General features: G+C 53.4%; 17 protein-coding genes and 2 tRNA genes. All 19 read right to left on the minus strand.

Annotated elements, in window-relative coordinates:
* Position 1: 1 nt before the first annotated feature.
* Complete coding sequence (locus ACFX4U_RS04550) at positions 2–439, minus strand: hypothetical protein (RefSeq protein WP_380218255.1); 438 nt, start codon at positions 437–439, stop codon at positions 2–4.
* A 3-nt stretch (positions 440–442) separates the two neighbouring features.
* The gene (locus ACFX4U_RS04555; RefSeq protein WP_380218253.1) at positions 443–1837 is read right to left on the minus strand and encodes a hypothetical protein; all 1395 of its coding nucleotides are present in this window, start codon (positions 1835–1837) and stop codon (positions 443–445) included.
* Positions 1838–1841: 4 nt separating this feature from the next.
* Positions 1842–2783, minus strand: a complete 942-nt coding sequence (locus ACFX4U_RS04560; protein ID WP_380218251.1) for a hypothetical protein — start codon at positions 2781–2783, stop codon at positions 1842–1844.
* The gene (locus ACFX4U_RS04565) at positions 2767–3201 is read right to left on the minus strand and encodes a hypothetical protein (RefSeq protein ID WP_380218249.1); all 435 of its coding nucleotides are present in this window, start codon (positions 3199–3201) and stop codon (positions 2767–2769) included. The genes ACFX4U_RS04560 and ACFX4U_RS04565 overlap by 17 nt, the downstream gene beginning before the upstream one ends.
* Entirely contained in the window at positions 3198–3626 is a 429-nt protein-coding gene (locus ACFX4U_RS04570; RefSeq protein ID WP_380218247.1) for a hypothetical protein, read from the minus strand. Before ACFX4U_RS04570 ends, ACFX4U_RS04565 begins: the two co-directional genes overlap by 4 nt.
* A complete protein-coding gene (locus tag ACFX4U_RS04575) occupies positions 3623–4105 on the minus strand; it encodes a hypothetical protein (RefSeq protein WP_380218245.1) in 483 nt (160 codons plus the stop codon). Before ACFX4U_RS04575 ends, ACFX4U_RS04570 begins: the two co-directional genes overlap by 4 nt.
* A gap of 67 nt (positions 4106–4172) precedes the next feature.
* Positions 4173–5204 (minus strand): DUF2184 domain-containing protein, encoded by a 1032-nt coding sequence (locus ACFX4U_RS04580; RefSeq protein ID WP_380218243.1) that lies wholly within the window; start codon positions 5202–5204, stop codon positions 4173–4175.
* A gap of 16 nt (positions 5205–5220) precedes the next feature.
* On the minus strand, positions 5221–6081 hold the full coding sequence (locus ACFX4U_RS04585) for a hypothetical protein (protein ID WP_380218241.1): 861 nt from the start codon (positions 6079–6081) through the stop codon (positions 5221–5223).
* A 15-nt stretch (positions 6082–6096) separates the two neighbouring features.
* On the minus strand, positions 6097–7716 hold the full coding sequence (locus ACFX4U_RS04590) for an NUDIX hydrolase (RefSeq protein WP_380218239.1): 1620 nt from the start codon (positions 7714–7716) through the stop codon (positions 6097–6099).
* A gap of 12 nt (positions 7717–7728) precedes the next feature.
* Entirely contained in the window at positions 7729–8559 is an 831-nt protein-coding gene (locus ACFX4U_RS04595) for a hypothetical protein (RefSeq protein WP_380218237.1), read from the minus strand.
* Positions 8556–9974: an anti-CBASS protein Acb1 family protein gene (locus tag ACFX4U_RS04600; RefSeq protein ID WP_380218235.1), complete on the minus strand. Its 1419-nt coding sequence runs from the start codon at positions 9972–9974 to the stop codon at positions 8556–8558. The genes ACFX4U_RS04595 and ACFX4U_RS04600 overlap by 4 nt, the downstream gene beginning before the upstream one ends.
* A gap of 11 nt (positions 9975–9985) precedes the next feature.
* Positions 9986–11317, minus strand: a complete 1332-nt coding sequence (locus tag ACFX4U_RS04605) for a terminase large subunit domain-containing protein (RefSeq protein ID WP_380218233.1) — start codon at positions 11315–11317, stop codon at positions 9986–9988.
* A 3-nt stretch (positions 11318–11320) separates the two neighbouring features.
* A complete protein-coding gene (locus ACFX4U_RS04610; protein ID WP_380218231.1) occupies positions 11321–12061 on the minus strand; it encodes a hypothetical protein in 741 nt (246 codons plus the stop codon).
* 212 nt (positions 12062–12273) lie between these two features.
* Positions 12274–12696, minus strand: coding sequence for a DUF2570 domain-containing protein (locus tag ACFX4U_RS04615; RefSeq protein WP_380218229.1), 423 nt, complete (start codon positions 12694–12696; stop codon positions 12274–12276).
* Entirely contained in the window at positions 12696–13268 is a 573-nt protein-coding gene (locus ACFX4U_RS04620; protein WP_380218227.1) for a lysozyme, read from the minus strand. The genes ACFX4U_RS04615 and ACFX4U_RS04620 overlap by 1 nt, the downstream gene beginning before the upstream one ends.
* 1 nt (position 13269) lies before the next feature.
* Complete coding sequence (locus tag ACFX4U_RS04625) at positions 13270–13557, minus strand: hypothetical protein (RefSeq protein WP_380218225.1); 288 nt, start codon at positions 13555–13557, stop codon at positions 13270–13272.
* Between the two features lie 188 nt (positions 13558–13745).
* Positions 13746–13820: transfer RNA gene (locus ACFX4U_RS04630), tRNA-Thr, on the minus strand.
* A 5-nt stretch (positions 13821–13825) separates the two neighbouring features.
* Positions 13826–13900 (minus strand) — tRNA-Asn (locus ACFX4U_RS04635).
* A gap of 82 nt (positions 13901–13982) precedes the next feature.
* Positions 13983–14687, minus strand: a complete 705-nt coding sequence (locus tag ACFX4U_RS04640; RefSeq protein ID WP_380218223.1) for a bacteriophage antitermination protein Q — start codon at positions 14685–14687, stop codon at positions 13983–13985.
* Between the last annotated feature and the right edge of the window lie 66 nt (positions 14688–14753).

The following is a 14753-nucleotide window of genomic DNA, read 5'->3' on the forward strand; positions in this document are numbered from 1 at the left end:
GTTAAATCCACATGTTGTCGTTGGTGTTCATGTAACCGCTGATGGTCACCACGAAAGCAGCATCCATGCCACTGAATGCCATTTCGTTGAAGTTGACGAGGTAACAGTTCAGCAAAGTGATATTGCCGAATGTCGCCGCATCCGGCGTTACAACCACCTCACCGAGTGCTGTATCGGTCAGAAATCGCTGGCGGTAGCTCTCGCCAAGCCCTTGAGTTTTCAGCAAGTGAACGGTAAGCGTTACCTGCTGATATGGTGACTGGCTGCCGACCGTGCCGGTCAGCGTCGGAATAATGTCTGTTGCCGGACCATCAGGGCGCATGCTGATGGCTTCCTTTGCCAGATAGGAGGCGGAAACATTCAGCGCCGGAGCATCCGTGACGGATACGCCGCCACGAACGCGATTAAGAAATCCCTGCGGTACTAATGGGTTTGCCATTTTTTACGCCCCTACAAAGTTGGTTACGTTCACGTTAAACGTGATGGATTCGAAGCCGCGTCTCGGCGTCATTACGGCGCTCAGACCAGCGTATTTTCCAGCGGCGTAATCGGACGGGTTCAGGCTGGTGTAATTTGCGAACGACACAGCGTTAATCACTGCGTTACCGGCATACGAGCCTTTCTCGTATTCAGTATTGAAATCCTGCTGCGTAAGGCCGGTGCCGATTACGCGCCCGAGGATCAGGCCGTAACTGATTCCGCTGCGCAGTGTTTTCAGGGCGCGGCGCTGCAGGCGGTCGATGCCGTTCTGCTCGTAGTACAGTGGGTTAACCGTTGTGTTTGACCCGTTGATGATTTCGTTTGCCAGGTCGAGCTCAAGGTTAATGGCGGTCCACGCCACGGAGTACCAGTAGTTGAACGGGTTTCCGTCCAGCATGTGGCCAGCCACCAGCATTTTGTTACTCAGTCCACCTTCTGCAGCGGTGCCGACGTAGTTGATGCTGTTGTCCTGGAGTTGTTTAAGCAGCGTGCCATTGTTTTCCACCGGATACTCGGTAACCCCGTAACCAAAACGGTACGCCATCGGTGGCACCATGTTTGATGAGCCCGGCTCGTTTACCAGCGAGGACTGGAACGGGAAAGCCATCGAGAACTCAGACGATGGAATGCCAAGGGCTTCAACGCCTGCAAACACGGATTTATTTGCTGTTGCTACCCATGCCGCATAAGTGGCGATGGTTGTGGTGACGAAAAAATAAACCAGCGCTGCGGGACTGGTATAAAGTCCAGTCAGGGTTTTAAAGTCTGCTACGCCGTCCCACTCGCGAGGCACAAGGTAGGAGAAGAATTTCTGGTACGTGTTGCCGAGTGAAATGTCACTGGCAATAAACGTAGCCAGTGCGGCTACTGCCGCAGCGGAACTTACTTCACCCATTTCCAGCACATATACCGACCGCGTTGTACCCTGTGCCCAGAACGTCGTGTTCATCTGGATGATTTCGTTTGCCACAACGGTTTTCACCGAACCCATTACAGTGGCCGTGCCTGGGTTGCTCGCCAGAGGATAAGTGAACTGGGTGGTAGTGGTAACAGTGGCATCTACGGACTGGTTATACCCAGCAGGGGTAACGCCTGAAACGACTAGCGGAACAGTATCGCCAATTGTCCAGCCATGCGGCGCAGATAGCGTCACGGTGACGACATTCGCGAGCCACGAAATAGCGGTGATTGTTTTGGCCGGCGACAGAATGCTGTCCAAATCTTTCGGCGTCGTAAGCAGTTTGTATTCACCGGCTGCAAGGGTGGTACCGCCCACCGAAATCATGGCGCCCGATTTCAAAAGCTGTGACGGCTTCGGCGGGTTCGTCACCGACACGTTAATGTTAACAATTGCCATTTAGTTATTTCTCCGGGTAAATGGACGGTATTGCCGATGTGATCAGCTGGCGGGCAACATTGCGCATCCGCTGCTGGTAGTAGTTGACTTTGAATTTGATGGTCTTGCGCATGGCGATGATGTTCAGCTCGTTCTGAGTTACTCGCTCGTCCTGAACCACCGGGATGTTCATAACACCCATTTCGGTGTTGTCGCTTAGCGTGTACTCCTGCACATACCGCAGGAAATCTTCAACGCCAGCATTGCGCAAACCGGTGACGGAGATCGTCACGTCCTCTGAAACCAGTTGGTACTGGTTCTGCTGTTCATCCAAATAAAAAGCCCCTGCTATAGGGGCTGTGTTGCTGCATTTAACCGTCGCATATGGCGGCGACAGGTTCTGTGTGGAAAGCATAGCCGGGAACATCGGCATGTACTGGTTCAGCGCCATCCATATCGGGAGTGAGCTGGAAACCACCACATCAGCAAGGTCGATATCGTCAGCAGAGTTGATGATCTGCGACCTCATGTAAGGGAAAATAGCCTCGCCGGTGTAATGGTATAAATTGGCCGGTTCGTTCAGCCCGGTACGCCGGGAGAAAGAAAACTGGATGCCAAAAAATTCACCGATATACAGCACATCTGATCCGATATCGTTAAACGGGTCGATGTCCGCCTGCGCGGTAAACGTGACCACGTTGCGGTCAAAAAGCTGCTCGTCGTTCTGTATCGTTTCCGTGGTGAGGTGGATGTACCCTTTTACCGGGACCGTATCCGGCTCTGTGGTTGGGTCGTCAGACAAAATCGACGCTTTCACCCAGAAAACGAAGCCATCCAGCGGCAGAACCTTTCGGATGTACTTGGTAAAAGTGACAACCTGAAACCTGCTCAGATCGTCCAGTCCCTGCGTCAGGGTGGCGTTAAGCTCGGTTTTTGCGTTCTGCTGCAATTCACTCAGGGAAGGCATTCAGCACCCCACTTACCCAGGCGCGCATCGCGGCCTGATAGGTCCCGGTATCAATGAAAGATGCCCTTGGCTCGCCTCTCTTCTCTTTGAACCTTTTCGAGATACCGAGAAGAGCTCGCCGGGTTGGTACGCCTGGCATGCCGTCCATCTCCTGATTATCAAGAAACGCCACGAACAGATCGTGAATACGCGACATTGACTCGGCCAGCGGGTCATTTGACGGCGGCGCACCGGCCATCATGTTTTCCAGTGAGGCAGCAAGGTCGTTGCTCATCAGGTCGGAAATGTCATTACTGTAGCGGTCGAAGAACGTCTGCATAATCTGGTACTTCTCTTCAAGATATTCCGCGACGTCTCCTGTCGTGGTGTTCTCGTCTTCATAGGGGATATCAATAACACCCAGATGAAAGGTGATCATGAAAGCCCCCACAGGCTGCCGAACTGCTGCGCAATCATCAGATAGCGACGGCCCCACGGGTCTTGCAGCATCTGTAGATCAGCCAGTGACAGGTCTTTGAAAAAGTCCGGCACCAGTCTTTGCGCGCTCGTCGCGTTATCTCCTGCGCCGGTGATGACACCCGCTTTGAAATCGTTAAGCCCGAACTTGCTGCGGAAGTCAGCAAACACCTGCTCAGTTCCGTAATTAACCAGGAACGAGGCCGCAAGGTTATATACGGCGACGGAATACAGGTTCGGCATGACGCACGCGATATCAGGGTTAACCCAATCAATCGCGCCGCCATACGCCAGAGAGATAGATGGCGAGTCGTCGGGAACCTGCGCGGCGGTCACGCCCATGTCAGTTCGAACGAATTCAATAAATCCCGACAGGCTTGGCATCATTTTTTCTTGCTCCCGGCTTTCTCGGTGACAATAGTTTCGTTAACCGTCGGGTTGTCTTCGCTGTCTTCGCGGCCTTTCGCCTGCTCTGCGCTGACCTCCATCTCGCCGGAATAGCCGGTACCGCTGTCACGCAGCGCGCTATCCAGAGCTGCTACGGATGCCTGGCGGCGGCCATGGGCGCCACGCGTCAGATGAATGTCGTTATCGCGAATCGCTTTTTCGATTACCGCTGCTGACACAGGCTTGTTCAGGCTGTAGCAAAGGCCGACAAACGCCTGGCTCTGGTCGATTTTCGTCGAGTCAACAAGCCCGTAAACCTGGTGATGTTGCACCACTGCATCAACTTCTTCAGTTGAGCCATCCAGCACCATCATCTGATCGCCGTGGTTAATCGGAATCTGAATAAGGCGACCGGTCTCAATCTTGCGGTAGGAAAAGATCTGGCGCTGCTTCGTGGTGTTAGCGATATAGAGTTTCATTGGTTACCCTCGTAAAAAAGCCCCCGCTGAGTTTCCCCGGCAGAGGCTTAACTACTTCAAGATTGGATCAGGCGCTGTACGCCATGGACAGAACGGTAATTGCTTCCGGACGAACTGCCCAGCCTGCGGTAGAACGCATTTCTGACAGAACATCAATGGCACCACCGGCAATTGGCGTCGGGATTTCACGCGGCGCGGCCATGTCGGTAAACATCAGTGCGTTCGCGGAAAGAGACGGAGTCAACTTGGCGAATTCGTTGGTGTTCACAGTCGAGTTGACCATTGGAACTTCGACCTCAGGGATGGTGATCACCACAGCGTCTGTACCGCCAGCGCCAGCGCCGATCAGAGTGTCGTCATACACCCAGTCAACCTGGACGTTTGCGCCTTTAAGCACTTCTTTCACTGTGCCACTGACGGTGTCAGTACCACCACCAGGGCGCTGGTAAGAAGTCAGTTGGACGATCTGCTGAATCTCCATGGCGCCGAGGACGCGCTGCGGCCCCAGGATAACGACGCGCTGCTGGCGGCCCAGCTGCATAGTGCGGGTCAGCGCTGCCTGTACGTGACCAAGCAGATATACCGCCATCTGACCGTGGTCGTAGGTCAGCACGGTGGTGTTGCCGTTGCTGTCAGGAGGCAGGGACTCGGTAGTCGCGCCAGCGGTGTTCAGCAGGCCTTCGCCGCCAGCAGGGTTCATGCCGTACAGCAGAGCAGAACGCAGCTGCTGGAAAATGCCCTGACGCATACCAAGGCGCTGAGCTTCCGGCAGTGCAAAGTTCCAGTTACCTGCAGCGGCCATGTCATGGTGATCGTAGATACCACGACAGCGGAAAAGGTAGGTTGGGGTGGAAATCATCTTCGCATCAAGCGCCACGCTCGGCAGCTGGTTACCGTTACCGGACTGGCTGGAAGTGGTCTGGGTGCGAATATCCAGGCGGCGCATGTAGACGTACTGGTCGCCCACGCCGAGACGGACTTGCGGGTTACCGCTGGCGATGGTTTCAAACGCACCTGATGCCTGCTGGTAACCAATAATCATCTCCGGCGCGATGTACGACGGATTGACAATGGTGAAGCTGGGGGTAATTGCAGCCATTTAATTCAGCTCCCGATTAAAGTAAGACCAGCGCGCAGCTGTCGGTGTTATTCCATGTCAGGAAACCCGTCGCGCTGTCATAGCTAACAGTCTTGGAGTTGCCTGATTCGATGGCGAGCACTTTTACCGGCAGCGTGATGTCGGAAAGCGTAACTGCTCCGATGGTGCCCTGCGTAGTTGCAGCGCCGCCTGGTGCAGTTGCCGGGGCGTATGTGAAGGTCGTTGAGTTCGGTACGGACAGCACAACCACAGTGCCGTTATATGCCGCAGGAACGACACCGCTGATTTTAACGTACTGACCAGCGGTAAGACCGTGTGCTGATGCCGTGGTTGCCGTTGCCACACCGGAGGCATAACTCACAGCAGTTGTCGCAATATCAGAACCAGAGAAACCTGCCGCCGCCGCAGTGGTGATCTGATTGTTCACGAAATCCCACGCCAGTGCTGTTTTCACTGAAGCGCCAGCGGTGCCCAGCGCAACAACCTGTGCAGAGGCTTTCAGCGGCACGCGCATGTTAGAGCCCAGACGGTAGTACGAAACGCTCATGCCTGATGCGTACAGTGGAACCGGTGACTGCGGAGTGGTCAGGCCGTTGTGAGCCTGATTGAAGACGGTGAAGCCTTCCAGTTCAGCAACAGACACAGCACGACGGATGTAAGACCCGCGCGGGCTCGAACTGGTGCCAGGCAGAAGCTCAGCAACCGGCAGACCGCCCCACAGTGGTTTGGTTTCGGTTGCGGCCACGGTTCCAGCCGCCAGATTAAAGCGGTTGGCCGGGTCATCGAGCGCCACGCCCTGGATATAACCGTCAGATTGCACACCGAAGGAGCCCAGCGCATTCGTGGTTGCCATCGGGTTAAGAGATAAAGTTGCCATGCTTGAGAGCTCCCGTTAAGCCTGGTTGTTGAAACTGGTGACCTGACGCTTGCCGGACTGGAACGGAGCCCAGGTGGCAGCAGGATCGCCTTCGAAGGTGCTGATCTGGCGACCGGTCGCATCAGCGCGTTTAATTTCACGCAGCATACCGGGGCCAACAGACAGGCTTGCCGATTTCTGCGCGTCGGCGTAGATAGTCTTTTCAGCCACGCTCAGCAGAGCTGAGTCAGCAATGGAAGACAGGTCAACGGATTTGAAATCAGGCGAATGTTCCTGCAACTGGATCATCAGGCGACGGCGGTACGCCAGCGGCTTCTCACCAGAAAGCGGGGCCGGAGCTCGCTTGCCAAAAGCTGAGAACACGCTATCGGCTTTAACCTGGGCGTCTGCAACTTCGTTGCGCTCAGCGTCGGAAAGCTCGGTAGGAATACGAGATTTCAGCTCTGCAATCTCACGTCGCAGATCTGAATCAGCTTTCTCTTTTGCCATTTTTCCTTCGTTCTCTGCGTCAGCTTTGGCCTTTTCGTCGGCGTCTGCTTTTTCCTTCGCTGCTTTTTCTTCCGCGTCGGCTTTAGCTTTCGCCTCTTCGGCCTCTTTTTCTTCAGCGTCAGCCTTTTCTTTCTTGGCTGCTTCTTCGGCGTCAGCTTTCGCTTTGGCGTCTTTCGCCTCTTCGTCGGCTTTAGCCATGCGCGCGTCAATAGCTTTATTGATTAGCGCTACGATTTTTTCCTCGTCCATCTTTTCAGCCTCTTCAGGTATGGAATCAGATTTAACACCAGTAGGGTCAAGGAGCTTGTCCCATACGCCCTGTTCACAGACAGCAACGTGGTCGAGCAATACCGGGGAACCTTCCACCAATAGAGGCTGACCATCGACTTTGATGATTGCGTCAGGCACTTCGCTAAACGATACGGTTGGTGATGTGCTTAACTGCTTCGTCGCCATAATTTCGGCGGCCTCGGCGTCGTACACGCGGGCAATTGCCCACACCTCACCGTTATCTGCCACCCAACTTTTTGTCAGGGTGCCTATAACTCGCTTCGCGAATTCATCGCTATCGAGCTTGTTTTTCTCAGGGTGTAACCAGATGAGCGGTACGCCTGCCACACGCTGGAGAAACTCGGGGGTCAAATAGTCATCCGGGTTACGGAAGGCCATTTGTTGATCTGCGGATCGCCATGTGACACCCGTTCCGGTCACACGTATGGCGTACATCCACATGTTGATAAAGAATTGCGGGCTGCTTAGTGTTCCGTCAGCGATAAGCGCTGCAACCTGTGTTTCATTTAACGGCTGCTGTGCCAATACTTCCGCAAAGGGTGGGTGTAACGGTTTCGGTAGTTCATCAATGTGAAACCAGCCAAATGACAGTGTTTCGTCAGTTAATTGAGCATCAAATTGCTGATCTACATCCGCTCGGTACGTGAGGTAATCGGAGGCAATGCTATACGGAGTTAGTGGGCCATCGTATTGATACCCTGTTTCCTCCAGCACTTCTCGACGTGCGGCATCAATTGCAAGCTCTCCCGGCTCCAGCTTCCCTCCCGGCGGGCACCATGTGCCGTCGTCAGAGCGCTGGATCAGGAAAACCTTCTTCCCGTTTCGGAACATGATGCCGCTAGCAAAAATAGCCACGTTTCAATGCTCCTATGTTTTTTTCATTGACTCCAAAAACTTGCTGCCCTTCTGGGTGAGCATGTGTTCAGGAATGCTGCGGAGGTTGTACAGATACGTCACATAACACCGGCAGAAAACCTCTTCGCCAGGCTGGGTAATTTCATCCAGGTACCCGGAAGAATCGACCTTCACGTAACCGTTTTTTTGCGCCCAGTTACCACGAATGAGATAGACAACCTTATCGCGCTCCTTGTGATCTTCCCTGTAGTCGTAACCTGCCTGCCGCCAGTGGCTATGCCACTCTGCTGCTATGGCGTTATTACTGGCCGCTATAATGTTGTCGATGTTTGCGATGAGCTTATGGTTCTGGTCAATCATCACCCGCCGCGCTTCAAAATCAATTTGCAGGGCGCTCTTCTGAATGTGGTCGCAGTTGTAATTAACCCCGCTGCGAGAAGATGGAGAAAGGCCACCACCGACATAATCCTGCACCGGTATGCTGGAAGCCCATCCGCTAAATCGCTGGACCGTTTTGTTTATTGCACCTGTTCGATTCAACTTAATTAAGTCAGCGCTGGCCAGGATGCGCCTATCAAGTTCGCTTCTTAGCTTCGGCTCCATGTAGTTCAGAGTAAATCGAGACAACCCTGGATGCCGATCCAGTGCCTTAGCCCTGTTAACTTGCATCTCATAGGTTGATCGAAGCCTGTCTGAAACTTTGGATATGTAGTCATCATGGGTTTCACTTTCGGCAGCCTGGCGGATAATGCTCTGCCAGCGCTCAAGCTCCTCCCTTGAGGTGTAGCCATTGCGCAAAAAGAACTTAACGGCCTCCCTTACTGTCCTTGAGAACTTACTCATATAGCCATCCCGCTACCCAACTCTTCAGCTTTTGGCGGCTCCGGTGGAGGGTTGTCTTTCAGTAAGTCGTAATCCAGATCAAGCCGTTGAGGGAATAGGTTCTCGTTGGCATTGGCATTTTCACACGCCCACTCGATAAGCGTCGCACGGTTCTCCGGGTCTGCCGTTAGCTGTGGCAACACCACTTCCAGCATGCTGACGATCGCCTTAAAGCGCGTTTCATCGACCTTCACCTTCTCGCTTTCCGGCTCTTTCAGAGAGGACGGCCAGCGATATTCGAAGTTGTTAATCCACGTGGAGAAATACAGGCTGTATGTATTTTCGAGCTCCGGCACGTCAGAACGCAGAGACTGAAAGAACTCAATGCTCCACGCCCGGTACTGGCACACGCGAATAAAGAATGCATAAAGCGAATCAAGCCATTCACGGATGTTGTCGATATAGACGGCAACCGAGCGAGCGTCTTCCGTGCCTTCACCGAAGCCTTGAGAGAACGTCTCAGAGTTAAGAAGAATGGCGGGCATGTCCGCCGCCGCTGCGATGTTTTCAAGGATATGGTTACGCGCTGAATCAAGCGGCTTTTCAAGGTTGCTCAGGTCGATTGAGCTGATATCGTCCTGCGGTCCAATCTGAAGAACCTCGCCCGTTTTCCCTCTCTTAAGCATCATGCGTTTGATGCCACCAAGGGCTTGCATAACCTTGTTTACTACCGCGCCAGCCCCGGCAATTTTTGTTACCAGCAGGCCACCTTTCACCGCCACCATGTCATCAGTGCGCATGGTCTGAATGAAAGATTTCAGCGGGAAGAGAGCGCGCTGGTAAACGCTGCGCCCGGTAAATCCGAAAGCCGCAGGGTTATATGCCAGATAAATCGGGTCCTCGTTTTGCACGACGACACAGCGCGATTTGTGGTACGGATTACCAGCCACGCGGATGCCGTCGACTTTCTGGAAGTCCTGCGCGTTCGGGTCCTGATTCAGCACGATGCTACCGGCCGTGTTCAGCGGATCGAGAATGTTAAAGCTGACGTTGTGCTTATAAAGCGTCCGGTAGTCCAGTGACTGGCTTGGCTCCTGGTTATCAACCAGCATTGCCACCGCCGAAACACCGTAGATACGGGCAATGCGTGCAGCGTTGGCGATATGCTGATTTGCGCCAAGCGCTCGCCATTCACGCTCGAACGCATCACGCAGGCGCTGTTCAAGCCCGTATGACTGAGCTACATGCACGGTGCGCGGCTCATTCATCGCCATCTTAATCGGACGATCCACCATTTTCCCGCCCAGCGGGTGATACAGGTAAATCGTTTTGCAGGTCTGATAGCCAGCCGTCATGCCTGGCTGAATATCTTCGCTTTCTAAAAGTGCGACAAGCTCCGTCGAGCAACTGCCGATTTCGAAATCATCTTCGTTCATTGGTTTTCTCGTCAGAGTGCGTCGCCGCTGCCGAACGCGATGATCAGCCCGTAGGTGTAGCAGTCGAGCAGGTCATCAGCGCGCTTGTGAGCTTTTTTATCGGCAAGGTGGAATCGGGAAACCTGCTTGTGCAGGTGATTGGCGGTTTCGCCTTTGAATACTGCCGTTTTCTGGTATGCGTAACGGGAGATTCTCGCCAGTTCGCGATAGTGATAACCGGATGCCATAATGGCGCGTTCGTCTTTCCCTTTGCTGGTCAGGGCGGATTCAATTTTGTTGACCGGCCAGCCAAGACTTTCGCCTTTCTGCAGGAGAATGCTGCCCATGCTGGCGTCTTCAATAAACACGCCGATGCTGCCGTTTACGGCCACACACTGCGCTGATAATTCATTGAGGCGCTCAAACACAGACGGCATCCATGTTTCCAGCAGTGCGCCGTCAATCTGCACCACGTCCCAGTCAACAATCGTCAGGCGAACATGCCCGGCGCGGGTATTGACTGCGTAATACACAACGGCGGTACCGTCGTGCTCAGTCCCCCCCTTGACAGCAGTGTCCATGACCGCAAATACGGCCTCGCACATCTCCGGGTATTCAACGGGCTGATCCTGATTCTCACCTTCGAACCATTTCCGCACGTCGAACAGTGATGCAGCCGACCAGTCGACGAACTCTGCCAGAAACTCCTGGCGGAACACGCGCGGGTCGTTGTTCGCCTTTTCCTTCTCGAGTTCTTCCGGGGGGACGAACGGGTTTGATGAGGTTGGGGCATGGTGCTCAATGAAGCCCAGCGACTTGTTATTGCAAATGGCATAAAAGAAGTTTTCCTCGTCCACGCCGTCTGGTGTGGAGAAGACGTAAGCGCGGCCTTTTGTGGTAAGCAGCGTGGGCTTAATCGACTTGGGCCATATCTCATGGAGCATTTCCGGTGACTTGGTAAATGCTGCCTCGTCGATCAGGATAATTTCGTATTCACGCCCACGGCCAGCCAGTTTGTTGTCGTTGGTGACCCAGAAATCAATCTTGCCGCCGTTCTTCAGCAGCAGGCGTTTCTCCTGACGGCTGAAGCTCTTTTTCAGGGGAAGAAGGATTTCTTCAAGCTTGTCGTAAATCTCCTGGTACTGCCGGTATTCGGCGGTAAAGATGCCGACACGACCACCGAGCGCAATATCCATTCCAGGACGCTTAAACTGTGCCGTCGCATAGGTCACCGCCGCACTGGACAGCATGAAGGTTTTACCCCATCGGCGACCGCAGCGAACAGCATGAAGCTGATCATCCCAGGAGTCAGACCAGACCTTTAATTGCCCGTCGTGCAGTGTGGGCAGGTAAATGTCAGCCATGATTTATCTTCCCGGTATTGGCAGGGCGTTGTGAACGACAATCGCGTTATCCCGATCCCCGTCCTTCATCACGCCAATTTCCATCTCAACTTTTTCTGTTGCCGCCTCGCGATACGCTGCGTCGATTTGCATCTTCAGGATGTTTCCCTTCGTGTACTCCAGGGACTCAATCCTCGCGGTATTGCGATGCATTGCCTTTTGCGCAGATGAGATCAGGTCATGAAGGTCTTTAGCCGTATCGTTGTCGGCGGTTTCAAGCTCTGTCTGCCAGCGCCCAATGTTTTCCGCCGCCGTCAGGTTCGCCGCTCGCAGCCAGAAAAGCTCATCGTCCAGCGTTAGCAACTGGGCATCTTCGGTGATGGCGTCAGAGAGAAGCATCCGGCGACCGTAGCCGCCATGTTTGAGCGCGTGCTGATTGCCTGGCTGAAAAGGTTTTATTGGCGGCGCGTGTCGTGAACCGCGAATAGGTTTCGTTCCTGGAGATATTTCAGAACTACCAGCGGGAGTGGCACTCTTCTCACGCCTCCCGGTTTTACTGACCTTATCTTTCCTCTTCTGCGAATTCGCACTTTTTTTCGCAGTTTCATTCTGCGAATTCGCACGGTAATTCGTAACTTTGATATAGCGCTTTGCGCTGGCGTAATTCAGTCCCTGCGCTTCACACCAGTCTTTGGGGGAAATACCGGATTTAGCATGCTCGGCGAGGAACTGGTGTTGCAGTGCTCCCCAGTCCGGTTTTGCCATGTTTCATTACCTGCGATTGACATTATCGAAGCCACTCGGCAAGCAGCTTCTGTAATGGCAATAAAAACCGCTATTGCGAGGCTCTGTTTTTCTCTATGGCCTGAATTGCCCTCAAATGCCCGTTGCATTCATCAATGGAGTCGAGCAGCCTGAAGTTGAGATCGACACTTTCACCAAATGTCATTTTTTCCGGTATTTGAGGTACCATGCATTCAGTTAGCAGACTTGCCGGAATTGGCAGCAGGGGTTGTTTTACCGGCTCGTACACTGTCTGCCGCTTCGCGCAGCCTGTCAGTAACGACATCAGGAACAGGCTCGCGAGCGCAAGGATCGTTTTTAAGCGCATCGATAGCCTCTTTCTGTAGTTGCTGGATTTTCATTTCTGCTGCTGCCCGGCGACGTGTCTCGTTGGCAACGATGTCATTCATCGCTTTAAACTGCTGGGTGAGATTGTCGACGGATTTAACCAGCATGTCGTTTTTGCTGGATAACTGAGCGGTCTGCTCAGTCAGGGTGGCGTTATCCTTCACAAGGCTCTGGTAATTACTGCTAACCCGGACGCCGAGGAAAATTACAGTGACCACGCCAGCTATGATGACAATCTCAGAAGCTGACGGGGCTTTGATATCAAACATCAGAACACTCCCGGAGCAGATGGGGGAACACCAGGATTCAGCGGGCCAACACCATCATCAGTTTTCTGTGGCTTTTGACCCCACATGCAGACTTCCCGCTCTATCTCGCGGCGGTTGACCAGACCTTTCCACTTCTTACCGCCAGCCATTACCCAACGTTTCATTTCGTTGCAAGCGGCGGCATTATCGCCCTTATTGATCAGACGGAGCATGGTGGATTTTTTGAACGCACCCACACCAACGTTATAGGCGAATGAGTAAAGTGCGGCGCGCATGGTTTCCGGGATGTCGGCGTTAATGACCGGGTCAACCTGTCTCGCTACTGACTGTAGATCAGCATTCAGCAGATCTTTGCACTGGCGCTCTGTATAGGTTTTACCCATCACAATGTCGCTGCCGGTGTGTCCATAGCAAACCGTGGGAACGCCTACCACATCAAGGTAAGGTTCAAGCCTGATCCCTTCCAGACCGTCATCACCATTTGGACCGGTAATCATGGCTGCTGAAATAGCCAGAGAACCACCACCAATGGCGGCAATGACTTTATTGCGAAACTCGGGAGACATCGCCATGTCATTGCTCCTGCGGTTGTATACCAGCGATGTCAATCGCCTTTGGGGGATTCTTGCCTGGATCATCTTTCGCATACGCTTTGCTGATAATCTCGGTTCGCTTCCTTTCTTCTTCGATAATCGCCTGATTGCGGCGGTTATTGGATCGGTAGGTCAACCATGTGAACAGGGCAGTAACAACGGCACCGACAGCAAATAGCACGTCCTGTAACGTCAGCATGGTGAAAAATCCCGTCGTGGCAGACCAGAAATACGACCAAAAGCCGTTGTTTGTGTTCATACGTTGCATGCTCTCACCTCGCTTTAATGGCGGGTGCTGTGCGTAAATAAAAGGGTCAGGTTCTCGGCCTGCATTTAACAACGAAGCCATCTGGAGTTGATTGGCCGGAACCTGAAATAAAAAAGCCAGCGTTTAAGCTGGCAATATGAGGGTGTGGCAATGTCGGCATCATGGCCGAAGATACCCTGGCTGGGTTCTGGTGCCGGGCAAAGGAATCGAACCTCTGACGCGCAGCTTACAAGGCTGACGTTCTGCCACTGAACTAGACCGGCGAATTTGGCGGGACAGGAAGGATTCGAACCTTCGACCATTCGGTTAACAGCCGAACGCACAACCGCTGTGCTTCTGACCCAGAAACGACAAAGCCCCGGCGGGGTGCCGAGGCTTTTAGTCTTTGCCGCCGTTTACAATTTAGGCAGCATATCAAAGTAGACTCAAATATGACTCACTTTATCTACTTTTGCAATAGTTGGCTGCGAAAAAACTGCTTTTTGTTGCGAACGTGAACTGACTATCGAAATTATCGCCTCACGATCAAGAGCGAAAAACACGCCGCGCATAGCCCGCCAGTAATCGCGGTAATTATTCCCCCAGTTCTTATCGGTGATGCCCATGAATTGCGCCAGTTCGGTTTGCAGGTACACATCTCGCTTAGCGACCTGCTTTTTCACATCTTGCGCAGCCAGCCAGATAAGCGCTTTGAGTTTTTCTTTGGTCTTCCCTGCTATGCGCCGACCTTTAATTGTCTCGCAGAACTGGAGCCACCCATGCTGAACAATGGCGGCCTGCAAAGTGAAATCAGTATCGTGCAGGTAGTTCCATTTCACCCAGGCGCTTTCTGCATCTTCCAACCTGGCTATAGCGCGCCGCCAGCTTGCCGTGGAAAACTCCACAGGGATTACCTGCGGGATAGAGGTGCCCTTGGCATGCGATTGCTTACCCGGCACCGGAGGATTTCGCAGCAGGATTTTTTTGCCCGTCACCTCATCAACCACGAATTGCCGTTTGCGCGGGTACCGCTCGTTCGTGTACTGGAGCTGCTCAACCAGAGCGACTAATTGCCCCTTGGTTCGACCGCTAAAATCAGCCGTAGCCAGCGCGATTTCTTCACGGACATATTGCAGGTATTGTTCGTTCATGCGGCGGCCTCTGTTTGTTGTTTATGCTGTGTGGTTTTAACTGGCTTGCTGTGGCGATATATGGCG

It is taken from the genome of Kosakonia sp. YIM B13588 (assembly GCF_042788165.1).
Lineage (GTDB): Bacteria > Pseudomonadota > Gammaproteobacteria > Enterobacterales > Enterobacteriaceae > Kosakonia > Kosakonia sacchari.